This is a genomic window from Mesorhizobium waitakense (genome assembly GCF_056431085.1).
Genome location: NZ_JBWKME010000115.1, coordinates 38,443 through 64,397, shown reverse-complemented (window position 1 = coordinate 64,397; position 25,955 = coordinate 38,443). Strand labels below are relative to the sequence as shown.

25 protein-coding genes are annotated in these 25,955 nt (G+C 62.7%); 14 read left to right on the top strand and 11 right to left on the bottom strand.

The features are described from left to right. Window positions 1–16 precede the first annotated feature (16 nt). Both AC07FD_RS24790 and AC07FD_RS24785 read right to left on the bottom strand, forming a co-directional pair. Complete coding sequence (locus AC07FD_RS24790; protein ID WP_478351985.1) at window positions 17–1,129, bottom strand: FAD-dependent oxidoreductase; 1,113 nt, start codon at window positions 1,127–1,129, stop codon at window positions 17–19. 11 nt (window positions 1,130–1,140) lie between these two features. Then, a complete protein-coding gene (locus AC07FD_RS24785; protein ID WP_478351984.1) occupies window positions 1,141–1,833 on the bottom strand; it encodes a TetR/AcrR family transcriptional regulator in 693 nt (230 codons plus the stop codon). A 154-nt stretch (window positions 1,834–1,987) separates the two neighbouring features. Between AC07FD_RS24785 and AC07FD_RS24780 the strand changes: the two genes are divergently transcribed. Then, window positions 1,988–2,686 carry an AIM24 family protein gene (locus tag AC07FD_RS24780; protein ID WP_478351983.1) on the top strand — a complete coding sequence of 233 codons (699 nt, stop codon included), beginning with the start codon at window positions 1,988–1,990 and terminating at the stop codon, window positions 2,684–2,686. Window positions 2,687–2,864: 178 nt separating this feature from the next. After that, window positions 2,865–3,209 (top strand): VanZ family protein, encoded by a 345-nt coding sequence (locus AC07FD_RS24775; RefSeq protein ID WP_478351982.1) that lies wholly within the window; start codon window positions 2,865–2,867, stop codon window positions 3,207–3,209. 21 nt (window positions 3,210–3,230) lie between these two features. Here AC07FD_RS24775 and panC read toward each other — a convergent pair whose 3' ends face one another. Both panC and panB read right to left on the bottom strand, forming a co-directional pair. Next, window positions 3,231–4,082, bottom strand: coding sequence for a pantoate--beta-alanine ligase (panC, locus tag AC07FD_RS24770; protein WP_478351981.1), 852 nt, complete (start codon window positions 4,080–4,082; stop codon window positions 3,231–3,233). Next, window positions 4,079–4,921: a 3-methyl-2-oxobutanoate hydroxymethyltransferase gene (panB, locus tag AC07FD_RS24765; RefSeq protein ID WP_478351980.1), complete on the bottom strand. Its 843-nt coding sequence runs from the start codon at window positions 4,919–4,921 to the stop codon at window positions 4,079–4,081. Before panB ends, panC begins: the two co-directional genes overlap by 4 nt. Before the next feature lie 226 nt (window positions 4,922–5,147). Here panB and AC07FD_RS24760 point away from each other — a divergent pair, with 226 nt between their 5' ends. The 3 genes from AC07FD_RS24760 to AC07FD_RS24750 all read left to right on the top strand — a co-directional run bounded on the left by AC07FD_RS24760 (window position 5,148) and on the right by AC07FD_RS24750 (window position 6,780). Further along, a complete protein-coding gene (locus AC07FD_RS24760) occupies window positions 5,148–5,546 on the top strand; it encodes an NADH:ubiquinone oxidoreductase subunit NDUFA12 (RefSeq protein WP_095090713.1) in 399 nt (132 codons plus the stop codon). Window positions 5,547–5,688: 142 nt separating this feature from the next. Further along, entirely contained in the window at window positions 5,689–6,318 is a 630-nt protein-coding gene (locus AC07FD_RS24755; protein ID WP_478351979.1) for a DUF2155 domain-containing protein, read from the top strand. Between the two features lie 75 nt (window positions 6,319–6,393). Beyond that, a complete protein-coding gene (locus AC07FD_RS24750; RefSeq protein WP_095091676.1) occupies window positions 6,394–6,780 on the top strand; it encodes a hypothetical protein in 387 nt (128 codons plus the stop codon). Window positions 6,781–6,792: 12 nt separating this feature from the next. On the opposite strand, the gene aat is transcribed toward AC07FD_RS24750, so the two are convergent. The 6 genes from aat to AC07FD_RS24720 form a co-directional block, all read right to left on the bottom strand. Then, window positions 6,793–7,410: a leucyl/phenylalanyl-tRNA--protein transferase gene (gene aat, locus AC07FD_RS24745; RefSeq protein ID WP_478351978.1), complete on the bottom strand. Its 618-nt coding sequence runs from the start codon at window positions 7,408–7,410 to the stop codon at window positions 6,793–6,795. A gap of 12 nt (window positions 7,411–7,422) precedes the next feature. Beyond that, on the bottom strand, window positions 7,423–8,766 hold the full coding sequence (gene accC / locus AC07FD_RS24740; RefSeq protein WP_095090710.1) for an acetyl-CoA carboxylase biotin carboxylase subunit: 1,344 nt from the start codon (window positions 8,764–8,766) through the stop codon (window positions 7,423–7,425). A 10-nt stretch (window positions 8,767–8,776) separates the two neighbouring features. Beyond that, window positions 8,777–9,235 carry an acetyl-CoA carboxylase biotin carboxyl carrier protein gene (gene accB, locus AC07FD_RS24735; protein WP_478351977.1) on the bottom strand — a complete coding sequence of 153 codons (459 nt, stop codon included), beginning with the start codon at window positions 9,233–9,235 and terminating at the stop codon, window positions 8,777–8,779. A gap of 26 nt (window positions 9,236–9,261) precedes the next feature. Continuing rightward, a complete protein-coding gene (gene aroQ, locus AC07FD_RS24730; protein WP_095090709.1) occupies window positions 9,262–9,696 on the bottom strand; it encodes a type II 3-dehydroquinate dehydratase in 435 nt (144 codons plus the stop codon). A gap of 148 nt (window positions 9,697–9,844) precedes the next feature. Next, window positions 9,845–10,648 carry a DsbA family protein gene (locus AC07FD_RS24725; protein WP_477397440.1) on the bottom strand — a complete coding sequence of 268 codons (804 nt, stop codon included), beginning with the start codon at window positions 10,646–10,648 and terminating at the stop codon, window positions 9,845–9,847. Window positions 10,649–10,718: 70 nt separating this feature from the next. Further along, on the bottom strand, window positions 10,719–12,113 hold the full coding sequence (locus AC07FD_RS24720; RefSeq protein ID WP_478351976.1) for a M48 family metalloprotease: 1,395 nt from the start codon (window positions 12,111–12,113) through the stop codon (window positions 10,719–10,721). 145 nt (window positions 12,114–12,258) lie between these two features. On the opposite strand from AC07FD_RS24720, the gene AC07FD_RS24715 reads away from it, so the two are divergent. After that, complete coding sequence (locus AC07FD_RS24715; RefSeq protein ID WP_477287645.1) at window positions 12,259–13,407, top strand: pyridoxal phosphate-dependent aminotransferase; 1,149 nt, start codon at window positions 12,259–12,261, stop codon at window positions 13,405–13,407. Window positions 13,408–13,411: 4 nt separating this feature from the next. After that, window positions 13,412–14,359 (top strand): glutaminase, encoded by a 948-nt coding sequence (locus tag AC07FD_RS24710; RefSeq protein WP_478351975.1) that lies wholly within the window; start codon window positions 13,412–13,414, stop codon window positions 14,357–14,359. Window positions 14,360–14,548: 189 nt separating this feature from the next. On the opposite strand, the gene AC07FD_RS24705 is transcribed toward AC07FD_RS24710, so the two are convergent. Continuing rightward, window positions 14,549–17,512 (bottom strand): Rne/Rng family ribonuclease, encoded by a 2,964-nt coding sequence (locus AC07FD_RS24705; RefSeq protein WP_478351974.1) that lies wholly within the window; start codon window positions 17,510–17,512, stop codon window positions 14,549–14,551. 653 nt (window positions 17,513–18,165) lie between these two features. Here AC07FD_RS24705 and AC07FD_RS24700 point away from each other — a divergent pair. The 7 genes from AC07FD_RS24700 (at window position 18,166) to AC07FD_RS24670 (ending at window position 25,783) form a co-directional block, all read left to right on the top strand. Further along, window positions 18,166–19,428, top strand: coding sequence for an N-acetylmuramoyl-L-alanine amidase (locus AC07FD_RS24700; RefSeq protein WP_478351973.1), 1,263 nt, complete (start codon window positions 18,166–18,168; stop codon window positions 19,426–19,428). 213 nt (window positions 19,429–19,641) lie between these two features. After that, on the top strand, window positions 19,642–22,098 hold the full coding sequence (locus AC07FD_RS24695; protein ID WP_477228494.1) for a penicillin-binding protein 1A: 2,457 nt from the start codon (window positions 19,642–19,644) through the stop codon (window positions 22,096–22,098). Between the two features lie 117 nt (window positions 22,099–22,215). Next, window positions 22,216–23,347, top strand: a protein-coding gene (gene prfB / locus AC07FD_RS24690) for a peptide chain release factor 2 (protein WP_477417861.1) whose coding sequence is annotated in 2 segments (ribosomal slippage) — window positions 22,216–22,281 and window positions 22,283–23,347 — 1,131 coding nt in all. Because the reading frame shifts where the segments join, the coding sequence is not laid out codon by codon here. Between the two features lie 138 nt (window positions 23,348–23,485). Next, on the top strand, window positions 23,486–23,905 hold the full coding sequence (locus AC07FD_RS24685) for a GFA family protein (RefSeq protein ID WP_478351972.1): 420 nt from the start codon (window positions 23,486–23,488) through the stop codon (window positions 23,903–23,905). A 193-nt stretch (window positions 23,906–24,098) separates the two neighbouring features. Beyond that, window positions 24,099–24,473 carry a hypothetical protein gene (locus tag AC07FD_RS24680; protein WP_095090697.1) on the top strand — a complete coding sequence of 125 codons (375 nt, stop codon included), beginning with the start codon at window positions 24,099–24,101 and terminating at the stop codon, window positions 24,471–24,473. A gap of 137 nt (window positions 24,474–24,610) precedes the next feature. Next, complete coding sequence (locus tag AC07FD_RS24675; protein WP_478351971.1) at window positions 24,611–24,979, top strand: GFA family protein; 369 nt, start codon at window positions 24,611–24,613, stop codon at window positions 24,977–24,979. A 153-nt stretch (window positions 24,980–25,132) separates the two neighbouring features. Further along, a complete protein-coding gene (locus tag AC07FD_RS24670; RefSeq protein ID WP_095090696.1) occupies window positions 25,133–25,783 on the top strand; it encodes a YiaD family glycine zipper/OmpA-like lipoprotein in 651 nt (216 codons plus the stop codon). Window positions 25,784–25,955: the final 172 nt, after the last annotated feature.

Below are 25,955 nucleotides of genomic sequence, written 5' to 3'. Positions count from 1 at the left end.
GGGGCGCCAGCCCGATTCAACCCGCCTCGGGCGCAGCCATTGATTTGAAGAAATCGGCAAGACCCTTCGGTGAATCGGGGTTGAAGCACATGGCGAGGCCTGCCTCGGAGCCCGCGGCGGCTTCAGCGCTGCGTGCGAACATCGCCGTCTCGTAGCGGGTCAACGCGGCCTCGATATCGTCGCGATGTTCGAAAAGGGCGAGCGCCAGTTCGGCGCCGTCCTGCAGAGCGAGGTTGGCGCCCTCGCCGGCGAAAGGCGACATCAGATGGGCGGCGTCGCCGACAAGCGTCAATCCGGGAGCGCGCTGCCAGCGATGTCCGACAGGCAAAGCGTGGATTGGGCGCGCGATCAGTTCACTGTCACTTCTGGCGATCAACGCCCGCAATTGGTCGTTCCAGTCGGCGAAATGCCCCAGCACGGCGTCGCGAGTGATCTCGGTCGTTGTCGACCAGTCCGCCGGCGTCATCAGCGCCGCATAGATACAGAGCTCGTCATTGGGTTCGCGATGGGCAATCACGCCCTTTTCGTCCGACAGCGCGAACATCAGTCCCTTGCCGACGAGAGAGGCCAGTTCTGGATGTTTGGTTCGCGCGTCGTGAATACGTGCTTCAACGAAGGATATGCCGCAATAGGCCGGGACAGCGTTCGACAACAAGGGACGGATCTTGGACCAGGCGCCGTCGGCGCCGACCAGCATTTTGGTCTTGAGGCTGCTACCGTCGGCGAACGACACCTCGTAGCCGCCATGTTCGAGAGCTCGCACCGCTACGGCACGGGAGCCCCAGCGGATCATGCCCGGAGGCAAGGAGGCGAGAAGCAGGTCGCGCAGCGTGCCGCGATCCACTTCGGGCCGTCCGCCCCTTCCGTCTTCATCGATCCAGACCGCGCCGGTCTTGTCGAGGACGCGCGTTGCCTCTGCGCCTTCGAGGACGATCGACCGGAAGGCGTCGAACAGTCCGGCGGCGCGCAGCGCCGCCTGGCCTGACTCCTCGTGAATATCGAGCATGCCGCCCTGATGGCGAGCAGTCGGCGATGCGTCGGCGTCGTGGATTTCAACCGCAATGCCATGCAGATGGAGGATACGGGCAAGCGTCAGGCCGCCGAGGCCAGCGCCGATGATGGTGATCATGATAGTTCTCTTCAGCTTTGGGAACGTGGCGCCGCCAGGATGCCGGCGAGGAGCACGTCGAGCCCCCAGTCGGTACGCGCGGGACCGCCTGACATGAGCTCAGGCCCGAGCCGCGCGATGTTGGGATAGATGTGTTTGTCGGCGGTGGCGATTGCAGTCGAGAGCGCCGAGAATTCGTTGCCAATGCGAGGCGATTTGTCCCAATCGCTGTGTTCGGCCGCGTGCGCCGTGGCGAACAGCAGCAGCAGGTCGATTGCCCAGGCGGCGTCGCGATCCGGCACGCCGCCTTCCCGAAGCAGCGAGAGGATCGCCTCGGCGAGCGCCATGTAGTTCGGTCCGCTGGGCAGCGTCGACATCGCCATCCGGGCGATTTCCGGATGGTCGAACAGGACGCTCATATAACGCATCAGCAACCGCTTGAGCCTGTCGCGCCAGGAGCCCTGCGCCTTCTCAGGCAAGGCAAGCGAGGCGAGCAGCGCGTCGAGGATCTGGGCATGCAGGTCCTCGGTGTCTCTGACATAGACATAGAGCGAGGCTGGCCCGGTATCGAGCGCCGCCGCGATGCGGCGCATGGTGACTTTGCCTAGCCCCTCGGCACGAAGGATATCCAACGCGATCGCGATGATACCGTGTCGGGTCAAAGCGGGCTTGGCCGGGCGCTCGCGCCGACTGCGAACTTCGGCAGGATACTTGGAGGAGCTCATATCATCGACTCAAGCGAACATGTTCGTAAAGAACACGTTCGTACGATGTTGTCAATTGACGACCCCGATGCCCCGCATAAAGCTGCTGCAGTCGACATTCGTGTGAACGCCGGAGTCTGGCTGGCGCGCGCGGTGCGCGGCACGGGGGGTGGTTATGCCTGACTTGCCGGAATTGATGCCGACGCAGGTGTCGGACGAAACCTTTGGCGGCGTTACGTATCACATCGCGGGCGAACTGGTGCCGGTGCTTTCGGTCGATGTGACGCGAATGCCGGTCTATTTCGAGCACCACATCCTGCTGTGGAAGAATTCCACCATCACCATCGGCCTGAAATCGCTCAAGGGTGCGCTGAAGCGCATGATGGCCGGCATGCAGATCTTCGTCACTGAAGCGTCCGGAGCAGGGATCATTGCCTTCAGCCGCGATGGGCCCGGCCATATCGTGCCGATCCATCTCAGGCGTGGCGAGGAGATCCAGGTGCGCGAGCACCAGTTCCTCGCTGCCACCGGCAATGTCGACTACTCCTTCGAGCGCGTGCGCGGCCTGGCGACGATGCTGTTTGGCCAGAGTGGTTTCTTCATCGACCGTTTTCGCGGCGATGCCGGCGATGGCATCGTCTGGCTGCACGGCTATGGCAATGTCTTCGAAAAGACGCTCGCCGCCGGCGAAACCATCGACATAGAGCCCGGCGGCTGGCTGTTCAAGGATGTCTCGGTCAGGATGGAGACCAAGATCGATCGCCTGTCGAGCGGCTTCTTCGGCGCCAACATGAATTTCATCGTCAACCGCTTCACCGGGCCGGGCCGGGTCGGCATCCAGTCGATGTATCTGCACATGCCGACCGAGGAATAGGCGGCGATCAGATGGCTCGCGATCTTCGCAGGTTGGCAGGCATGGCTCTGACGCGGGAGCCGGGCCAACCTGCGCTGACATCACGCTCCACCGGCATTGCTGGCCGTCATCTGTTCCGCATACGGCCATGCGTCATCTCGGCGTTTGCTGCGCCGGCTCACGACGGATATGCAGGAACATGACCAAACTGTCCCGCATTGCAGCGCTGGTGCTGCTCGCCATCATCATTTTCTCAACCCTGTCGCCGATCCAGATGCGGCCACACATAGCCGAGGCGAATGTTGAGCGCGCCTTGGCTTATGTGCTCTTGGGCTTCGTCCTGGCGCTCGGCTTCCCCAACCGTCTGTATCAAGCTGCAATCTTCGTGGTTGTGACCGCCGGCGTCCTGGAACTGCTTCAGATCATTGATCCCGGTCGCCACGCGCAGTTTGCCGATGCACTCGTGAAAGCATCGGCCGGAATTGTTGGGATCTTTGTGGGGCAACTGTTCGTCAGGCTCAGCGAACGAATGGGAGAGAGGTAGGCGCGGCAGCAAACCGCCGCGTTAGGTGGAGCGAACGTCCACATTGTCGATCAGCCTCGTCTTGCCGAGCCAGGAGGCCGCAAGCACGCGTCCTTCACGATCGCGACGCCATGGCGCGAGCGTCAGGCTTTCACGGGCCTCGACGTAGTCGACCTTGCGGAAGCCGGCCGCGACCAGGGCGCGGCTGGCCTCCGCGGTTGCGTGGTTTTGGTCGGCACCTGCCGTCAAAGCCACCGCCGTGTTGCGTAATATCACATTGAGTTGGCGGGCGATCTTGAGTTCGGCTTCATCGAGATAGGCGTTGCGTGACGACATGGCGAGACCATGTGCGTCACGGATCGTCGGTGCGCCGATGATCTCGACCGGCAGGTCGAGGTCGCGGCGGAGCTGCCTGACGACGCAAAGTTGCTGGTAGTCCTTCTCGCCGAAGATCGCGCAGTCAGGCGTTGCCTGCAGGAAGAGCTTTGCCACGACGGTGGCGACACCGTCGAAAAACGTCGGCCGAAAGTCCGATTCGAGCCCGGCGGAGGGACCGCCCACCGAGATTTTGGTGGCAAAGCCGGCGGGATACATCTCGCCAACCGTCGGTGTGAAGGCAAGGTCGGCCTTGGCCACTTCCAGCCGATCGAGGTCGTGGGCGAGCTGGCGCGGGTACTTGTCGAGGTCTTCCGTCGGCGCGAACTGTGTCGGATTGACGAAGATCGACACGACGCAGCGATCGGCCCTTTCGAGTGCGATCCTGACCAGCGAGATGTGCCCGTCATGCAATGCGCCCATGGTCGGCACCATGGCGACACGAAGGCCGTCGCGCCGCCAGTCGCGGATTTGCGCGCGCAGTGCGGCAACGCTGTCGACGATGACGGGCCTGCTCATGCGTCATCCCCGTGCTTTGTCGCCGAAAAGACATGGCCGGGGCCGGGAAATGTCCGGCTTCGCACCTCCGCAGCGTAGCGTTCGGCGGCGTGTGAGATGACGCTGCGCAGGTCGGCATATTCCTTGACGAATTTCGGCACGCGGTCGACGGTCAGCCCGACCATGTCGTCGATGACCAGGATCTGGCCGTCGCAGTCGCCGCTGGCGCCGATGCCGATGGTTGGAATGGCGATGCGGCGGGTGATGTCGGCGGCGACGGTCTCGACCGTGCCTTCGATGACCACTGAGAACGCACCGGCGCTTTCGACCGCGAGTGCGTCGCGAACCAAGGCCGCGACGGCCTCCTCGGTGCGACCCTTGATCTTGTAGCCGCCGTCTTTCTCGACAGATTGCGGCTGGAGGCCGATGTGTCCCATCACCGGAATGCCGGCAGCGACGATTGCGGCGATCTGCCGGGCCATGTCGACGCCGCCTTCGAGTTTCACCGCCTGGCAGCCGGTTTCGTCGATCATCCGCCGCGCCGAAGCAACGGCTTGCGCCGCCGAATCCTCATAGGTGCCGGCCGGCATGTCGACGACGACGCAAGCCGTGGCCGCGCCGCGCATCACCGCTTGCCCATGCGCGATCATCATCTCGAGCGAGGCACCCAGTGTCGTCTCGTGGCCGTGCAGCACCATGGCGACGCTGTCGCCGACCAGGAGCAGGTCGACATGCTCGTCGAGCAAGCGGGCGATGGGATAGGTGTAAGCGGTGAGGCAGACAATCGGTGTGCCGCCCTTGCGGCGGCGAATCGTGTCCGCGCTGATGCGAATGTCGGTGGTCGGCATTTCCGTGGCCAATCGTCACCTCCGTCAGCCTGCAGCGGGTTGGATACCGGCTGGGCGCGCAAAGCTTTAGAAAGACCGCAATGGCTTGGCAAGCGTGCATCTTGCTGTCGATAAGATCACGGGCTTGTGTCGGGTTTCCGGCAAGCCATTTGCGTGCAGCTTGTGGCAAAACCCTTGCCTTCCCGAAGGCCTGACGCCATAAGCAGGAAACGGGCGCTGCCGGCGCGAGGGTTCTGAGATGAAGACTTTCCTTACGCAGTTTTTCACCTGGTGGAACAGCCAGACGCTGGGAACGCGCCTGCACACCTGGCGGCACGGCAAGAAGGTCGGCCAGGACGAGACGGGCAATGTCTATTACGAAGGCGGCATCGATTCGGAGGGCCGCACGCGCCGCTGGGTCATCTACCGGAATTATTCGGAAGCCTCCGCGATACCGCCCGGCTGGCATGGCTGGATGCATCACCGTGTCGATGTCGCGCCGGCCAGCGAGACCTACAAGCCCCGCGACTGGCAGAAGCCGCATCAGCCCAATCTGACCGGCACTCCGGCGGCCTACCGCCCGAAAGGCTCAGTGTTGACCAATCAGCATCGCCCGCAGGTCACGGGTGACTACGACGCCTGGACACCGGGGTCGTAACGGCCCCCGACTTGTAACGGCGCAAGGTGCAGGCCGGTCCTTTATCGCCACAATTGGTGTTTAGCTGCTTGCTGATCAAAAAACGGCGACTAGCCTTGGCGATCGACAGAATCACCCGGGCGCGAACCACCGGTACCCCTAGATGAGCTTTTTTAACCGAATATCGACGGGCGGCCTGGCGCTAGCCGCCAGTCTTGCCGTCAGCACCGCTGCCTTTGCCGCTTCGCCTGAACCGGCGCCCGCTGCACCGGCGCCGGCGGCGCCCGCAGGATCGGACCGGGTCACCAATCCCATCGCCGAGTTTGCCGGCATCGACAAGATCACCGGCCGCATCATCACCTTCGATGTCTATATCGACGAGACGGTGCAGTTCGGTGCTTTGCAGGTGACGCCGCGCGTCTGCTATTCGCGGCCGCAGACCGAGGAGCCAAAGACCGATTCCTTCGTCGAGGTCGACGAGATCACGCTCGACCGGAAGATCCGCCGCATCTTCACCGGCTGGATGTTTGCCGAAAGCCCTGGCCTCAACGCCGTCGAACATGCCGTCTATGACGTCTGGCTAAAGGAATGCAAGCAGAAGTCGGATGTGCCGGCGCCCGACGCCGCCAAGGCTGACGCGACCAAAGCCGACGCGTCCAAGCCTGCCGCGGCCAAGCCGAAGCCTGCCGCCACTCCGGACGCGGTACAGCCCGATGCCACGGAACCGGCTATCACGGAACCGGCTATCACGGAACCGGATACCACGGAACCGGATACCGCCGAAGCCAACTGATCCTCTGGAACCGTCGTGGCCACCATGCGTTGGACCACGGACGACCGCGCATTCATGCGCATGGAGGATATTCCGATGTCAGACAGCAAGCGGATCACCGCCGGCAAGGCGGAATTGCTCGAACTCGAAAAAGGGTTCTGGACGGGTGACGCGGCCTACTACGCGGCCAATGCCGACACCGAGTGCCTGGTGGCGTTTCCGCAGATGGCACAGGCCATGGACAATGCCGATCTCGCCAAGACCGCAACCAAGCCCAACCGTTGGCGCGATCTCGACATCGAGCTCAAGGGAATAATCGAGCCGGGCAGCGATATCGTCATGCTGACCTACGAGGCGCATGCGACGCGTGAGAACGGCGAGCCCTACGCGGCGCTGGTCAGTACCGGCTACGTCCATCGAGTCAACGGCTGGAAAATGATGTTCCATTCGCAGACGCCGCTGGAAGCCGCGGCCGGGAAGTAAGAGGCCCGATCGTCAGGGGTAGAATAAGGCGTCGCCCTTGAGCGCGTCGGCCAGCATTTTCTCGTATTTGCCGCGCGGCACGTCGACCGCGCCGAAGCGCTTCAGGTGCTCGGTGGTGAACTGCGTATCAAGCAGAGCGAATCCGCGCGCCTTTAGCCGCTCGACCAGATAATAAAGGCAGGTCTTGGAAGCATCCGTCTCCCTGGCGAACATGCTTTCGCCAAAGAACACCCGTCCAAGCGATACGCCATAGAGGCCGCCGACCAGCCGGTCCTCGCGCCATGCCTCGACCGAATGACAATGCCCTATCCGGTGCAGTTGGACATAGGCTTCGCGGATCGGCGCATTGATCCAGGTCGAGCGGCGCTCCTCGCGCCTTTCGGCGCAGCCGTCGATCGTCGCTTCGAAATCGAAATCGAAACGGATGTCGAAAGGGTGCTTCTTGATCGTTTTCCTGAGGCTTTTCGGCGTGTGAAAACCGTCAAGCGGGATGATGCCGCGCGTTTCCGGCCGCACCCAGAACACCTCCGGATCGCTGGCGCTTTCGGCCATCGGGAACACGCCCGAGGCGTAGGCCTTGAGCAAAAGGTCGGTCGGGATGCGATAGCCGGGCGCGAAGGGGCGGGTCATCGCGTCCCCGGACTACTCTTCCTTGGCCAGATATTTTTCCAGCCAGTGGATATCGTAGTCGCCATTGGCGATGTCGGCATTGCCGACGAGATCGCGAAACAGCGGCAACGTCGTCTTGATGCCGTCGACGACGAATTCATCCAGCGCGCGCCGCAGCCGCATCATGCACTCGACGCGGTTGCGCCCATGCACGATCAGCTTGCCGATCAGGCTGTCGTAGTAGGGCGGGATCTTGTAGCCGGAGTAAACGCCGGAATCGACGCGGATGCCGAGACCGCCCGGCGTATGGAAGTGGGTGATCGTGCCGGGCGAGGGGGTGAAGGTGCGCGGATCCTCGGCGTTTATACGGCATTCGATGGCGTGGCCGTTGAACTTGATGTCTTCCTGCTTGACCGAAAGTCCGCCCCCCGAGGCCACGCGAATCTGCTCGTGCACGAGGTCGATGCCGGTGATCGCTTCGGTCACCGGATGCTCGACCTGCAGGCGCGTGTTCATCTCGATGAAATAGAACTCGCCATTCTCGTAGAGGAACTCGATCGTGCCGGCGCCTGAATAGCCGAGGTCGGCGATCGCCTTGGCGCAGACGCCGCCGATGCGCGCACGCTCCTCGGCATTGAGGGCCGGCGAGGGCGCCTCTTCCCAGACCTTCTGGTGGCGGCGCTGCAGCGAACAATCGCGCTCGCCGAAATGCACGCCGCGGCCAAAACCGTCACCGAACACCTGCACCTCGATGTGGCGCGGCTTCTCCAGGTATTTCTCGATGTAGACGGCATCGTCGCCGAAGGCGGCACCGGCCTCCGAGCGCGCCGTCTGCAGGGCGACCTCGAGGTCGGCTTCGGTATGCGCCACCTTCATGCCGCGTCCGCCGCCGCCGGCCGACGCCTTGATGATCACGGGATAGCCGATCTCGCCGGCAATGCGCTTGGCCTCTTTTTCATCGGTGACCGCACCATCCGAACCGGGCACTACCGGAATGCCGAGCCGTTTTGCGGTGCGCTTGGCCTCGATCTTGTCGCCCATGATGCGGATATGGTCGCCGGACGGGCCGATGAAAGTGATGTTGTGGGCGGCCAGGATGTCCGCGAACTTGGCGTTTTCCGACAGGAAGCCATAGCCCGGATGCACCGCATCGGCGCCGGTGATCTCGCAGGCAGCGACGATCTGATGGATGTTGAGGTAGCTGTCGCGCGATGGCGGCGGCCCGATGCAGACGCTTTCGTCGGCGAGCCGAACATGCATGGCATCGGCGTCGGCGGTCGAATGCACCACCACCGTCTGGATGCCGAGTTCCTTGCAGGCGCGCAGCACCCGAAGCGCGATTTCGCCGCGATTGGCGATGAGGATCTTCTGGAACATCCGGCCCGCTCTACTCGATCACGACGAGCGGCATGCCGTATTCGACCGGCGTCGCATCCTCGAACAGGATCGCCGTCACCGTGCCGGAACGCGGCGAAGGAATCTGGTTCATCGTCTTCATCGCCTCGATGATCAGCAGCGTCTGGCCTTCCTTGACCTTCTGGCCGACTTCGATGAACGCCTTGGCGTCGGGGGATGGCGCCAGATAGGCGGTCCCGACCATCGGCGAGGTGACCGCGTTCTTCGCCACGTCGACCACTGCCGGGGCTGCCGCGGCAATGGGCTGGGCGGATGACGGTGCATAGGCCGGCTGCGGTGCCGCGATCGCGTGCACGGCCGGTGCCTGCCGCGAGACACGCACCTTCAGGTCGCCCAGTTCAACCTCGATCTCGGTGAGGTTGGTGTCGTTCAGTATGCCCGCCAGATCGCGGATCAGCTGCTGGTCAACACCGGTCTTCTTTATCGACATTTTCGAGCCTTCTGTTTGTTGGCCGGTCATAGGCGTGCGGCCAGCGCCTGCAGGGCCAGCGTGTAGCCGAGCGGCCCAAAGCCACAGATCATGCCGACGGCAACCGGCGCGACCATGGACACGTGGCGGAATGGTTCCCGCGCATGGATGTTGGAAAGATGGACTTCAGCGACGGGCAGCGGCGCGATGGCGCGGATGGCGTCGTGGATGGCGATCGAGGTGTGGCTGTAGGCGCCTGGATTGATGACGATGCCGGCGGCCTTGTCGCCAGCTTCCTGAATCCAGTCGACAAGGTCACCCTCGTGATTCGACTGGCGGAAATCGATCTCGAGCCCAAGTGCTGTGCCGGCCTGTTTGCAGTCCTCGGCGATCGCGGCAAGCGTCTTGCCGCCATAGATGCCCGGCTCGCGCTTGCCGAGCGCGTTGAGATTGGGACCGTTCAGGACGAAAACCGTTTTCAAAAAAGCCGACCTTTCCCGGCGCCGACATCAAGCCGGCGCGCTGGGCCCTCTATAATGGGCATAGACGCCTGCGAAAAGAGCGCAAGTGCGTTCTTTCACTGTCCACAACGCGCGGAATGTGCCCGTGAGAATGCGCTCGTGAGCAAGATCAGAGCGCGGCTTTCGCCGCCTCGATCTTTTCAGCCAGCACTTCCTGTCCAAGCGCCCCGAACACGACCTCGTTGCCGACAACATAGGACGGCGTTCCGGTGATCGCCAGCTTGTTGGCAAGATCGTAGGTCTTGGAGAAGGCCTCGTTGATCGACGGGTCCTTCATCTTCTCGCGCAGCGTCGCCTCGTCGGCGCCGAGCGAAAGCGCGATCTTGATCGCCGCCGCCTCGGTGGCGCGTCCCTGGCCGCCGAGCAGTGCGTTGTGGAACTCGCCATACTTTTCCGGCTTCATCAGGTGGAACGCCATCGAAACCACGCTCGCCTTTTGCGAATCCGGTCCGAGGATCGGGAATTCCTTGAGCACGAAGCGCAGGTCCGGATCGGACTTGGTCAGCGCTCGCATGTCGTCGATGGCGCGTTTGCAGAAGCCGCAATTGTAGTCGTAGAACTCGACGATGGTGACCTTGCCGTTCGGGTTGCCGACGACGCCGTCGAAGGCCGAGTTGAAGATCTGGTCCTTGGCATCCTTGATGACACCCATATGGGCGATGCGCTGCTCTTCCTTCTGCTTGGCTTCGAGCGCGTCCTGAACCTCCAGAAGCACTTCCGGGTTCTTCAACAGATAGTCGCGGATGATGCCTTCGACCTCGGTGCGGTCGATCTTGGTGTCGGCCGCTGCCGTCTGGGCCGGCTGCGCCGTACCGGCCTTGGCAATCTGTGGGTTTCCGGCCACGAATCCGAAAGCCAGCATGGCCAGGGCGGCCACGGCCCCCGTGGTGCCCAGCAGCAGTGCCTTTTTCATCGTTCCTGTTCCTTCTACCTGTTTTTCCGGCCCGTTCGTCTGACTGTGTCGCAGCGCGCCGCCGGAAGGTTCACTTGATCTTGGTCGATGGTGCGTAGTTTATGATGTCTTGGGCGCGAAGCCAGCGCGGTTCGCCGCGCTTCATCTGCTGCTGTGCCCGCATGGCGAAGATCTTAGCATCCTTATAGTTGCCGGAATAGAAATGACCTTCGGCGGTGGCAAGTTCTGCGCCCGGTATGTCACCCAGTTCGCCATAGGCCTGTGCAAGGTAGCGGTAACCGGCCGCATTTTCCTTGTCTCGCTGCAGACCATTGTTGATCTGCACGACGGCTTTCTTGAGGGATTCAGGCGTACCGACGGCCATCAGCGCCTGGCCAAGGGAGACAGGCAGCAATCCCGACCGCGCCGGGTCGAGGCTGACCGCCTTGGCATAGGCATCCGCGGCCTCCTTGGGCCTGTTCGCCTTCATCAGGATGTCGCCGCGCAGTTCCTGGAAATATGCATTCTTCGGCTGCGCCTTGATCAGTGCATTGGTCTTGGCGAGCGCGGTGGCTATGTTGCCGAACAGGTACGTCGACTCGGCATCGCCATATTGTGCGGCAAGGCTGCCGGGCATCTTGCGCATCAGCCGCGCCAACCCCGCTTGGCCTTCCATATAGACGGCGATCTTCATGCGCATCATGTCGTGCCGCTGCTGCAGCGCCGGCGGGTCGACCTTGTCGACATTGGGGCTCTGTTTCACCAGCACTTCGAGATTGGCGATGCGGTCCTGCGGCATCGGATGGCTGATCCGGTAGGGATCGACCTGGGCGCCCGACAGCGACAGCGCCGTCTGGAAACGGTGGAACGTCTTCAGCATGCCCATGCCGGACTGCCCGGTGGCGTTGAGATAAGTGATCGCCGAGCGGTCGGCGGTAATCTCCTCGGTGCGCTGATAGGCGAGGATGCTTCGCTGCGCCATCTCGCCGCCGCCCGCCGCCATGCCGATACCGGCGCCGGCAAGGCCGCGGCTGTTGGTGGTGGCACCGGCGACCATGGCGCCTGCGCCTAGCAATGTGGCGATGATGGCCATGGTCTTGGCACGTTCGAGCTGTTCGCGCAGCTTCTGCTGGTGGCCGCCGGCGATATGGCCGGCTTCGTGGGCAATGACGCCGATGATCTCGTTGGGTGTCTCGGCCGTCATCAGCGCGCCGGTGTTGATGAACAGCCGGCGCCCGGTGACGAATGCGTTGAAACTCTGGTCGTTGACCAGCACGATGTCGATGCCGTCGTTCGCCAGTCCTGCCGCCTTGAAGATCGGCCGCGCATAATCGCGCACCAGCGCCTCGATCTCGGCGTCGCGTACCACAGGCACGTTCTGGGCGAAGGCGCTGACCGAATCCGCCAACGCGATGGCAACGCCAAGCGAAAGCGTCGCAAAGACGCGCGCTGTCCGGGCAATCGTCGATCTGGGTCGGCTCAACATGATGGTTCCACTGGTAGACGAGCGGGCCAAAGATGAAAAGTCGGCGCCGGAAACTTCCTCAACTTGTGATCCTCACATCAATCGGGCATTTGTGCGGCGCATGCGCCCGAGTTTGGCGCCTTCAACCATCGGGAATACTGGTTAAATGGTCGTTTCGCTCTCACGTCGTGGCAATGTCGAGCCCTTCCATGCCATGGACATTCTGGCCGAGGCAAACCGCCTGAAGGCCCAGGGCGTGCCGGTTGTTTCCATGGCCGTCGGCCAGCCCTCCGACCCTGCGCCGATCGGCGTTCGCGCGGCGGCGGCCAAGGCCTTGCAGGACGGACGCATCGGCTACACCGACACGCTCGGCCTCGCCGCGCTGCGCAAGGCGATCGCCGAACACTACGCCGATCACTATGGCCTCGATATTCCACCGAGCCGGATCGCGGTGACCACCGGATCGTCGGCCGCCTTCAACCTTGCCTTCCTGGCGATGTTCGATCCGGGCGACCGCGTCGCCATCGCCGCGCCCGGCTATCCCGCCTATCGCAACATCATGGCCGCGCTCGGCATCGACGTGGTCGAGATCGAACTCGGCGACGCCGCCTACCTGCATGCCGGTCATCTGGAAACCGCGCATCGTGAAAAGCCGCTGAAAGGCGTGCTGTTTGCAAGCCCGGCCAACCCGACTGGCGCGGTCATACCGGCCGATGAGCTGGCGGCCCTGGTGAGGACGGCGCAGGAGCTTGGCATCGCCGTCATCTCCGACGAGATCTATCATCGGCTGGCCTATGCCGCCCCCGACACCACCTCACTTGCCTATGGCGGCGACGTGACGGTGATCAACTCGTTCTCGAAATATTACTGCATGACCGGCTGGCGTATCGGCTGGATGGTGTTGCCCGAAGAGCTGGTGCGGCCGGTCGAGCGCGTCGCCCAGAGCCTCTACATCTCGCCGCCGGAACTGTCGCAGATCGCCGCGATCGAGGCGTTCAAGGCGACTGAGGAGCTGGAAGCGGTGAAAGGCCGCTACGCCTGGAATCGCGAGCTCTTGATGAAACGCCTGCCGGAACTCGGCTTTCCGCTGGCGGCACCGATGGACGGCGCCTTCTATGCCTTTTGCGATGTCACCAGGCACACCAACGACAGCATGGCCTTCGCACGAAAGATGCTGGCGCAGGCGCATGTCGCGGCGACGCCAGGCCGCGACTTCGACACCCAGGCGGGGCACCGCACGATGCGTTTCTCCTATGCCGGCAGCCATGACGACATGGTCGAGGCGATGGCTCGCATTGAACGCTGGTTGAGGTAGCACCATGCCAGAACTCGAACAGGCCCCCAAACTTGATCAGGCATTGGCCGAAGTCGCCGCCGAAATGGCCGAACGCACCGATCGCGGCGCTGTTGCCACCTACATTCCGCAGCTCGGCAAGGTCGACCCCAAGAAGTTCGGCATTGCCGCCGTCACCAATGACGGCCGCGTGCTGATGGCGGGTGACGCCGATCAGGCTTTTTCGATCCAGAGCATCTCGAAAGTGTTCACCCTGACGCTGGCGCTCGGCAATGTCGGCGATGCGCTGTGGCAGCGGGTCGGACGCGAGCCGTCGGGCAATCCGTTCAACTCGATCGTCCAGCTCGAACATGAGAACGGCATCCCGCGCAATCCGTTCATCAATGCCGGCGCCATCGTCGTTTCCGATATCCTGCTTGCCGGCCACCAGCCGCGCGAGGCGATCGGCGAAATCCTGCGTTTCATCCAGTTCTTGGCCGACGACGAGACCATCATCATCGACCGCGAGGTCGCGGCCTCCGAACGCGCCACCGGCTATCGCAACTTCGCGCTTGCCAACTACATGAAATCCTTTGGCAATCTCAACCATGCGCCGGAACTGGCGCTGGGTGTCTATTTCCACCACTGCGCTATCGCCATGAGTTGCCGGCAGCTCGCGCTCGCCGGCCGCTTCCTCGCCAATGGCGGCAAGAACCCGGCGACCGGGCATTCCGTTGTGTCGGCCGAGCGGGCGCGCCGCATCGGCGCCATGATGCTGACCTGCGGCCATTATGACGGCTCGGGCGACTTTGCCTTCCGCGTCGGCATTCCCGGCAAGAGCGGCGTCGGCGGCGGCATACTGGGCATCGTGCCGGGCGTAGCCTCGCTCGCCGTCTGGTCGCCTGGCCTCAATGCCAACGGCAATTCCAAGCTGGGCTCGATCGCGCTGGAAAAGCTGGCCAGAATGATGAACTGGTCGATCTTCGCGCCGTAAAGCGGTTGATCGGTTTCACGGAAACGCAGAGCTGCTCCGTCTCTTTGTTTGACACAACTCCGGGCGGAAACCGTTTCACACTGAAGTTGCTTCAGCGTTAGCGATCCGCAGATATGAAAAATCCCGCGCAGTCTTTCGAGCGGCGCGGGATTTTTTTTGTCAAGAAATCAAGTCAAGCGGCTGAAAGGCTTAGAAAAAGCCTTTCCGCTGCCACCATCCGGCGCGCTTCGGCTTGTCCTCGGTCTTGGCCGCCGGTTCGTCGGCAACCGTCGAAGACACCACCGGCACGACCGGCGCATCCACGGCCGCCGGCTTGCGCCGTGACGGGCGGACCTTCGGCGCCTCCTCGACAGTCGCTGCCGCTGCCTCGTCGGACGCCGTGGCCGGCGTCTCGGCCGGTGCCTCCGCGACCGCTTCGGCAGTCGGCGCCTCGGCGACGACCTCGACCGCGGCCTTCTTCGGCTTGGCGGCACGACGTGGCTTCTTCGGCTTTTCCGTGCTCGGCGCGTCGTCATTGGCCGGAGCAAGCGCCACCGGCTCCTCGGCCGGTGCGGCAGCTACCGGCTCGCTGGAGACCGCCACGCTTTCCGCCACTTCGCGGTCGAGTGCTTCGACCGTTTCGCCAGCGTTTGCCTCGGCTTCGCCTTCACCGTCTTCGCGGCGATTGCGCTTGCCGCCGCGCTTGCCGCGCCGGCGCTTCTTGCCTTGGCCTTCATCCGATGCCTCAACCGTTTCGGACGTCTCGGCAACACCGAGAGGAGCGTCGTCGTCTGTTTCCGCGTCGCCGTCGCTGGCAGTGGCTGCCGAGCCGGAGAACTCAGCGACCGGTGCGGAGACGGAAGATCCGTCCGCGGGTGCGCCGTGTTCGCGGTCGCGGTCCTTGCCGCCACGACGCCGCCGGCGCTTGCGGCGCTTGCGGTCGCGGCCTTCGCCTTCTTCGCCACCGGCGGCAGGCCGTGGCTGTTGTTGCTGCGGCTGCTGCTGGCGTGGCTGTTCGGCCTGTACCGGCGCCTCGTCGTCTTCCTCGATGACGACGATCTCGTCCTCGGGCTCATCCGGTTCGACATAGGCCGGCAGGCTACGCACCTCGACAAAGCCTTCCGGCTTTTCCGCCAGCGCGCCGCGGAAGATCGCATAATGCTGCGCGCCTACCGAATCGTCTGCCTCGACTGTGATTGTCAGGCCGAAGCGGCTTTCCAGTTCCACCAGCGTGCCGCGCTTGTGGTTGAGCACATAGAGTGCGGTCGCCGCCGGCGTCCGCACCGTGATGTGGCTGCGCGAATCCTTCAGCAGGAATTCCTCGATCGCCCGCACCACCATCAGCGCGACCGACGAATCGGACCGCACATGGCCAGTGCCGCCGCAATGCGGGCAGGGCTTCATGGTCGATTCCAGCACGCTGGCGCGGATGCGCTGGCGTGACATCTCCATCAGGCCGAAATGCGAGATGCGGCCGACCTGAATGCGCGCACGGTCGTTCTTGAGGTGATCCTTCAACCGCTTCTCAACGGAGCGGTTGTTGCGGTTCTCCTCCATGTCGATGAAGTCGATGACGATCAAGCCGGCGAGATCGCGCAGCCTGAGCTGGCGGGCGACTTCCTCGGCCGCTTCCAGATTGGTGTGGAGCGCGGTGTCCTCGATCGAGTGCTCCTTGGTGGAACGGCCCGAATTGACGTCGATGGCGACCAGAGCCTCGGTCTGGTTGATGATGATGTAGCCGCCGCTCTTCAGCGTCACCTGCGGCTGCAGCATGCGGTCGAGTTGCGCCTCGATGCCATTGCGCACGAAGATCGGCGTCGTGTCGCGGAACGGCTGAACCACTTTGGCGTGGCTCGGCATGAGCATGCGCATGAAGTCCTTGGCTTCGCGGTAGCCTTCCTCGCCGGAGACAAGGATCTCGTCGATATCCTTATTGTAGAGGTCGCGCACCGAACGCTTGATCAGGCTGCCTTCCTCATAGACCAGGGCAGGGGCCGTCGATTGCAAGGTGAGACTGCGGACATTTTCCCAAAGCCGCATCAGATACTCGTAGTCGCGCTTGATCTCGGCCTTGGTGCGGCTCTCGCCGGCGGTGCGCAGGATGACGCCCATGCCCTGCGGTACTTCGAGATCGGCAACGACCTCCTTGAGGCGCTTGCGGTCGACCGCGCTGGTGATCTTGCGCGAAATGCCACCGCCGCGCGCCGTGTTCGGCATCAGCACCGAATAGCGTCCGGCAAGCGACAGGTAAGTGGTGAGGGCAGCGCCCTTGTTGCCGCGCTCTTCCTTGACGACCTGCACCAGCAGGATCTGGCGGCGCTTGATCACTTCCTGGATCTTGTACTGGCGGCGCACCGGCTTGCGGCGGTTGCGCACTTCTTCCAGCGCATCCTCGGCGCCGACCGATTCGACCTCGTGGTCGTCCGGGTGCGAGGATTGCACCTCCTCGAGCATGCCGCGATCATTGTCGCCTGACGGCGCCTCGCTGCCTTCCGCTTGCGGGACGGCTTCGGAAATCACATCGGCTTCGACCGAGGCGGCGATCGACGTCGGGCCGCCGTTGCGCGTTTCGGTTTCGTCCTGCTCGGCAGAACCTTCGTCATGCCCGGACGCATCGGCATGTTCGGGCGTATCGACATGTTCGGACGTATCGGCCGCGTGTTCGATGATCTCGGAAGTGTGAGAGATCTCCTCGACAACGACATCGCCGCCATTATCGCCACCTTCGCTTGCCTCGCCGGAGCCTTCGCCCTCGCCAGTCGCGCCTGCGTCGCGCCTGTGTTCACCACGGTCGCGGCTTTTGCCACCGCGCCGGCGTCCGCGCCGCCCGCGATCGCGGCTCTGGCGATCATCGCCGTCGCCATCCTCGTCCTCCTCGTCTTCGGCCTCCTGCGCTTCGGCGCGCAGCAGTGCCTGACGGTCGGCGACCGGAATCTGGTAGTAGTCGGGGTGTATTTCACTGAAGGCGAGAAAACCGTGACGGTTGCCGCCATATTCGACAAAGGCTGCCTGAAGGGAGGGCTCTACGCGCGTTACGCGGGCTAGGTAGATGTTTCCTTTGAGCTGCTTCTTGTCCTGGGATTCAAAGTCGAATTCTTCAATACGGTTGCCGCGAACGACGACAACGCGTGTTTCCTCCGGGTGGGAGGCGTCTATCAGCATTTTGTTGGGCATTATTTCGTTTCCCCCCGGCAGCCGTCAGCCGCAGCTTGCGAGGCAAAGCCCGCTGCTGCGTGTCTGGAGTGTGGGTGCCGGATAATTGAACGTCCGCCGGCCGCCGCTTGAGCGCCATGGCGGTGCCGCCCGCAGCCATATTGGCGCGGTTTGATGCGGACCTTTCCATGATTGCGCTTGAAGCCATCGTCACCAGCAGAACCTTTTGAACCAAAGCCCGGACGAACCGGACCAGCTTGTTTGCTCATACAGAGCCGGCGCGGGAACAAACCCGGCCGTTTTCCTCACGCAGGCGATTCCCCCGCCACGGGCGCACACCTGCGAAATTTCGTCGCGATCACCTGAACCCTTTTCGCATGAAGCGAAAGGAGCCGCCTTTCATCTAACCCTGTAGCAGGAAGCTGCGGAGGAGGGCGGTTCCAGGATTGCAGTGATCCAGTATCGCTTTTATGATTTGGCGGGGTGGAAGGCAACCCCGATTTCCGATGCCGGCAAAAAGCAGTTCCGTAACGTAAGAACAGGCTCCGACCCTTGCATGAAAAGGCTTGGTTAACCTTCTCTGGATACCAATCGTTAATCGAGTTCGCGGCCTGACCGGCACTTCGACGAAACGACGGGCGCCTGGCGCCAAACCGGGAGCGACTGGAAGACAGATGGGACTGGCAGACTTCACAGACAAGGGATGTCGTGTTGGCGGCCGGATCATCGGTGCCTTCTGCCTCTTGCTGTTGCTGGTGATCTGTTCTGCCTCGTCCTCCGTTGCCAATGCCGCCGACGCGCCTCTGGTGGCAAAAGGCTACAAGATGGCGGGCGATGCCACCAAGATGCGCATCGTCATGGATTTCGACCGCGAACCCGATGTCAAATGGTTCCTGCTGCGCGGTCCCAATCGCCTTGTCATCGATCTTGCGAATACGCGATTCGCCATCAACGCCAAGGACTTGAAGGCGCGCGGCCTGGTCAGGGGCGTGCGCCTGGGCGCGCTCGGCGAGGGCGTTTCGCGGCTGATCCTCACCGGCAAGGGACCGTTCGCCGTCGACAAGCTCGATGTGCTCAAGAACGAGGACGGAACCGGCTACCGCATCGCCATCGATATCTCCGCAGCCTCCGCTCGCGAGTTCGACGCGGCACTTGCCAATCAGGCGCTGACCACCGGATCGACGGTCTCGACCGACAAGGGAGCGCGGGTCGGTACCGGACCGGTGTCCAATCCGGGCCATCGCTTCACTGTCGTCATCGATCCAGGCCATGGCGGCATCGACGGCGGCGCCGAGGGCCTGAACGGCACCATCGAGAAGAACGTCACGCTCGCCTTCGCCACCGAGTTGCGCGACAAGCTGGCGGCCGTCGGTAACTACGATGTGTTCATGACGCGCGATACCGACGAGTTCCTGCGGCTGGATGATCGCGTGCGCATTGCCCGGCAGCACGAGGCCGATCTGCTGATTTCCATCCATGCCGACACAATCAGTGTCAAAGGCATTCGCGGCGCCACCGTCTACACCGTTTCCGACAAAGCTTCGGATCCCGAGGCGCAGGCGCTTGCCGACCGCGAAAATCTCTCCGACCAGTTCGCCGGCATGGAAATCAAGAACGACAGCAAGGAAGTCACCGACATCCTGATCGACCTGATCCGCCGCGAAACGCACAATTTCTCGATGAGCTTCGCCCACACGCTGGTCGGCCAGCTTTCGACCAGCGTCGGCCTCATCAACAATCCGCAGCGTTCGGCGGGGTTCAAGGTGCTGAAAGCACCCGACGTGCCATCCGTGCTGGTCGAACTGGGTTATCTCTCAAATGCCAAGGACGAGGCGCAGCTGCTCAACGCCGACTGGCGCGGCAAGGCGGCTCAGAGTATAACCAATGCCGTCGCGCTTTTCGCGTCAGCCAAGACCGGAGCCGGAACCGGAGGCTGACATGCTCCGCGTCGCCCACAACCAGGGGCAGCGTTGCGCGGCGACAACAGCTGTTGCCTTTATTTACGGCCTGCGGTCACGAATTCAGGCATTGCCGTATTTTGTCCACATGGTGGCGACATGAGTTTTCGATTGCGGATTGGGACCGGCTCGAAAGCTTGCGCGGAAGGCGGCTTCGTTTAGGAAATTCCCGAACCAAGGACTGGAGCGGGTATGATTCGTCTCATTGGCTATTTTTTCGGCATCGGCACGACGCTGGCCCTTTTGGTCGCGGCGGGCGTTGCGATCTACATCGGCCATTTGTCGAAGGACCTGCCCGACTACGAGGTGCTGGCCAAATACGAGCCGCCGGTGACCACCCGCATTCATGCGTCGGACGGCGCGCTGATGGCCGAATATGCCCGTGAGCGGCGCCTGTACCTGCCGATCCAGGCCATACCGGATCGCGTCAAGGCGGCCTTCCTGTCCGCCGAAGACAAGAACTTCTACAACCACCCCGGCATCGACGTGACCGGCCTTGGCCGCGCCATCATCGTCAACCTGCAGAATTTTGGCTCAGGCAAGCGCCAGGTCGGCGCCTCGACGATCACCCAGCAGGTGGCGAAGAACTTCCTGTTGTCCTCGGACCAGACCTATGAGCGCAAGATCAAGGAGATGATCCTCGCCTTCCGCATCGAGCAGGCCTATCCCAAGGATCGTATTCTCGAGCTCTACCTCAACGAAATCTTCTTCGGCTTCGGAGCCTATGGCGTCGCCGGTGCGGCGCTGACCTATTTCGACAAGTCGGTCAACGAGCTGACCGTGGCCGAGGCCGCCTATTTGGCTTCGCTGCCGAAGGGGCCGAACAACTACCATCCCTTCAAGCATGCCGATCGCGCGCTGGAGCGCCGCAACTGGGTCATCGACCAGATGGTCGAGAATGGCTACGTGACGCGTGAGGAAGGCGCCAAGGCCAAGGCCGAGCCGCTGGGCGTGACGCCGCGCCGCAACGGCACCTATCTTTTCGCCGGCGAGTACTTCACTGAAGAGGTGCGCCGCCAGATCATCGCCCGTTACGGCGAGAATGCGCTTTACGAAGGCGGCCTTTCCGTCCGCACGACGCTTGATCCGAAGGTTCAGCTGATTGCCCGCAAGGCGATGCAGAACGGGTTGATGAAATACGACACGCTGCGCGGTTATCGCGGACCGGTGACGACCATCGACGTGTCCGGCGACTGGGGCGTGCCGCTGGGCAACGTCAAGGGGCTGGAGGATGTCCCCGAATGGTCGCTGGCCGTAGTGCTAGACAGTTCGGAGACCGGCCTGTCGATCGGCCTTCAGCCGGCGCGCCAGGCGTCGGGCGAGATCGTCAAGGAACGCGTCGAAGGCACCGTCAGCAAGGACGACATGGGTTTCGCCATGCGCCATCTGGTCGACGGCAAGACCGTCAAGGCCAAGTCGCCGGCGGACGTGTTGAAGCCGGGCGACGTCATCTTCGTGCAGAAGAACGATGGCGCCGATGGCGCCTACAGCCTGCGCCAGGTTCCCGAGGTGGAGGGCGGCCTGATCGCCATGGATCCGCATACCGGCCGCGTGCTGGCCATGGTCGGCGGTTTCTCCTACGCGCAGTCCGAATTCAATCGCGCGACGCAAGCCATGCGCCAGCCAGGCTCCTCGTTCAAGCCGATCGTCTATTCGGCCGCGCTCGACAATGGCTATACGCCGGCCTCGGTGATCATGGACGGGCCGATCACCATCCAGAGCGGCAACACGACCTGGACGCCAAAGAACTATGACGGCACCGTTGCTGGTCCGGCGACATTGCGCTCCGGCATCGAGAAGTCGCGCAATTTGATGACGGTGCGGCTTGCCAACGACATGGGCATGAAGCTGGTCGTCGAGTATGCCGAGCGTTTTGGTGTCTACGACCATCTGGCGCCGTATCTGCCGATGGCGCTGGGCTCCGGCGAAACGACCGTGATGCGCATGGTGTCGGCCTATTCGATCATGGCCAACGGCGGCAAGTCGATCAAGCCGTCGCTGATCGACCGCATCCAGGACCGCTACGGCAAGACGGTGTTCAAGCAGGACGAACGTGGCTGCCAGGGCTGCAATGCGCCCGAATGGCAGAACCAGCCGGAACCGGAACTGGTCGACAATTCCGAGCAGGTGCTCGATCCGATGACCGCCTATCAGATCACGTCGATGATGGAAGGTGTCGTGCAACGCGGCACCGGCGCCACCATCGGCGAACTCGGCCGCCACATCGCCGGCAAGACCGGGACGACGAACGACGAAAAGGACGCCTGGTTCATCGGTTTTACGCCCAACCTCGTCGTTGGCCTCTATATGGGCTACGACACGCCGCGCGGCCTTGGCCATGGCGCTACCGGTGGTGGTCTCGCGGCACCTATCTTCAAGGACTTCATGCGGGTGGCGCTGGATGGCACGCCCAATGTCGACTTCAAGGTGCCGGAAGGCATGAATCTGATCGCCATCAATCGCAAGACCGGCATGCGTGCCGCTTCGGGCGATCCCGGCACCATCATCGAAGCCTTCAAGCCGGGTACCGGGCCTGCCGACAGCTATTGGGTGATCGGCATGGGCGCCGACGGCTCCAATGCCACCGGCGGTGCACTGTCGCCGCAGGCCAACCAGGCCATCCAGTCCGGCGGCGGCGGCCTCTACTGACGATTTTCATGAGCGGATGGGCTGGCCTTGCGCCGGCCCATTTTGCTTTACAGCCGACGGCGGCCTCCCTATGTATCGCGCCGACCGATTTCATCAAACAGGACAGAACAGCCAGCCATGCGCGCGGAAACGCAGAATATTGTCGACGAGATCAGGCAGGCGATTACCCTGCTGAGGAGGCATCTTTGACTGGGATCAGGCCATAAAGCGGCTTGAATACCTCAACGTGCGCGCCGAGGACGCCAGCCTCTGGAACGAACCGCTGGAAGCGCAGAAGTTGATGCGCGAACGGCAGGGCCTCGAGGAAGGCATCGCCTCGGTGAAAGGCCTGACGCAGGCGCTGGAAGACAATATCGGGCTGATCGAACTCGGTGAGGAAGAGGGCGACGAGGGCGTCATCGCCGAGGCGGAAGCCGCGCTCCGTTCGATGCAGGGCGAAGCGAAGGCCCGCCAGGTCGAGACGCTGCTGTCGGGCGAGGCCGACGCCAACGATACCTACCTCGAAGTCCATGCCGGCGCAGGTGGCACCGAAAGCCAGGACTGGGCCTCGATGCTTTTGCGTATGTACACGCGCTGGGCCGAGCGGCGCCGCTTCAAGGTTGAGGTGCTGGAAGTGCATGACGGCGAAGAGGCTGGCATCAAGTCCGCCACGCTGCTGATCAAGGGCCACAACGCCTATGGCTGGCTGAAGACGGAATCGGGCGTTCATCGCCTGGTGCGCATTTCGCCCTATGACAGCAATGCGCGCCGTCACACATCGTTCGCCAGCATCTGGGTCTATCCGGTCATCGACGACACGATCGAGATCGACGTGTCCGAATCCGATGTCCGCATCGACACCTATCGCTCGTCCGGCTCGGGCGGCCAGCACGTCAACACCACCGATTCGGCGGTGCGCATCACACACCTTGCCACCGGCATCGCGGTCGCCTGCCAGGCCGAACGGTCGCAGCACAAGAACAAGGCCAAGGCCTGGGAGATGCTGCGCTCGCGCCTCTACGAGGAAGAGCTGAAGAAGCGCGAGGCGGTTGCCAACGCTACCGAAGCGTCGAAGAGCGATATCGGCTGGGGTCACCAGATCCGCTCCTATGTGCTGCAGCCCTACCAGTTGGTGAAGGATCTTCGCACCGGCGTCGAGAGCACCAGCCCGTCGAGCGTGCTCGATGGCGACCTCGACGATTTCATGGAAGCCTCCTTGTCGCAGCGCATCGAAGGCGGTGCGGGTGAAGCGGTGGCGGATCTGGATTAGTCCTGGGAGTATGATCCCGAAAACTGGGTACCGGTTTTCGGAAAGGATCATGTTCAAACACTGAGATAGAATTCCGTCCTGATTCCATCGGGATGGAGCAAGATGCAGAACCGCGGCCCCAAAGACCTGGATAGGACGATGGCTCGCAAGCTTGTCGGAAAATGTCTGTGCGGCGCTGTGCAATACGCCGTTCGGGACGAGTTTGTTTACGCTGCCAACTGCCACTGTTCCAATTGCCGACGAACCACGGGTTCGGCCTTCAAGCCGTTCGCCGGTATCGAGCGCGAAAAATTTGCCTTGAGCGAAGGCGAGGACAAGTTTCTGATCTTCGGCGATCAAAGCGGCCATGATGCGCATTGCGGGCTGTGCGGCTCATTGCTCTATTCGCTGGTTCGCGAGGGCGCTTTTGTCCACGTGGCGATGGGAACCCTCGCCGACGATCCGTCCATCCGCCCGTCCGCCCATATCTTCGTGGGCTCCAAGGCGGGCTGGTTCACCATCACCGACGACTTGCCACAATATCAAGAGCACGTGATTGCCGGATCTGGCGACGGATAGGCGTCGGTCGGCCACGTAGCAATTTCTTGCGCCGACTCACATTTGCGCTCACCATCACCGCGTTGAGGGGAGACAAAAAGCATTTATGGCTGGGCGCGGCATATCTGCTAGCTGACGATCCGGCCGCTGGGACGAGACGTTCGGGGAACGGGCAAGCGAAACGCTTTATGGCTCGTTTGAAAGGAACGTTTCCATGTCTGCCACACCCAGATCGGCCAAAGCCGTTCGACCGGCCGGCCGACTCCTGTTTTCCCTGCTTGCAATTCCAATGATAGCAATGCTGTCCTCGCCGGCGTTGGCGCATGATGCCAAGCCGACCGCGGCGAAGCCGCAAGGCTGGAGCTATCCGTTCGCCTGCTGCGCCAACTACGATTGCCATGAGGTGTCGCAAACCTCGATCAGCGAGCGCCCGGAAGGTTATGTCATCAAGGACACCGGGGAGGTGTTGGCCTACAGCGACAGACGAATCAAGGATTCGCCCGACGGCGAGTTCCATTGGTGCGCGCATGAAGCCGGGCTCGATGCCGGCAAGACCATCTGCCTGTTCGTGCCGCCGTCGTCCTTCTAGGCCTGTCTGTCCAGGATCCAGGCCGGAAAGTTCAAACTGCGCGCCGTCTGGCGCCTCTGCTGACAGAGAGTTGTCAGGAGCGCCTCTTTATGCTGCCTTTGCCGTGCGAGGCGGCGGGCGACAGGAGGAGTTCGTTGATGACCATCAAGGCTAGCTGTCATTGTAAGGGGACGACATTCGAGGTTTCGCAGGCGCCACGGACGGTCACGCAATGCACCTGCTCGTTCTGCTCGAAACGCGGCTCGCTCTGGGCCTACTACGTTCCGTCGCAGTTCAAGCTCACCAGCCCGCCGGAGAACGTTTCCGTCTACCAATGGGGATCAAAAACCGTAAAGCACGGTTTTTGCGCCACATGCGGCTGCGGCACCTTCACGGAAACGCCGGATTGGTCGACCGGCGAGCCTGATTTCGACAATCCCAAGACCAGTGTCAATTCGCGGCTCTTCGACGATTTCGATCTCGACAAGGTCGAAGTGGTCGTCATCGACGGCAAGAATCTCTGGTAGCCTCGCCATGAGGCCGACCGGCCAATCGGCGCCGGGGAAAAGCCGTTGCGGCAGCTTTTGCCGTTCCGCTTTTCGCCGCATTTCATGTTACAAGTCGCGGGAAGGGCTGATTTGGCGCCATCGCAGTGGCGTGATCTGGAGAGGGACGATCCTATGAAAAAGACTGTGCTCGTCGTTGTGGCGACGGCTTTGCTTGTGAGCGCCTGCACCACCACCGATCCGTACACGGGCGACCAGAAGATTTCCAACACCGCCGCGGGTGCCGGTCTTGGCGCCCTGGCAGGTGCCAGCCTCGGCCTGCTTGCCGGCGGCAACGACCGCCGCAACGCACTGATCGGCGCGGGTATCGGCGCACTTGCCGGCGGTGCCATCGGCGCCACGATGGACCAGAACGAGGCCGAGCTGCGCCGACAGCTTCAGGGCACCGGTGTCAGCGTCACCCGCAGCGGCGACCAGATCATCCTCAACATGCCGTCCGACATCACCTTCAACACGGATCAGGATGCCGTGAAGCCCGGCTTCTACCAGGTGCTGAATTCGGTCGCGCTGGTGCTGAAGAAGTTCAAGCAGACCACGGTCGACGTTTTCGGCCACACCGATTCGACCGGTGGCGACCAGCACAATTTCGATCTGTCGCAGCGGCGTGCGCTGGCGGTCGCCAACTACCTGTCCGGCCAGGGCGTCGATCAGCGCCGCTTCGCCGTCACCGGTTTCGGCAAGACACGGCCGATCGCATCCAATGCGACGGCCGAAGGCCGCGCCCAGAACCGCCGCGTCGAGATCCAGCTGTCGCCGCTCACCTGATTTGTCCGGCAAGCGAATGCAAAACGGCCCCATATGTGGGGCCGTTTTTGTTTGAGCGGATGGCGGCGCAGATTGGCGCTCAGAGAATTAGCTAGTTCTAACTAACTAGTTTCCCGCAGCCACGGAAAGGAATAGCATCGACCCTGTTCCGGAGGGGATGAGGCGGATACAA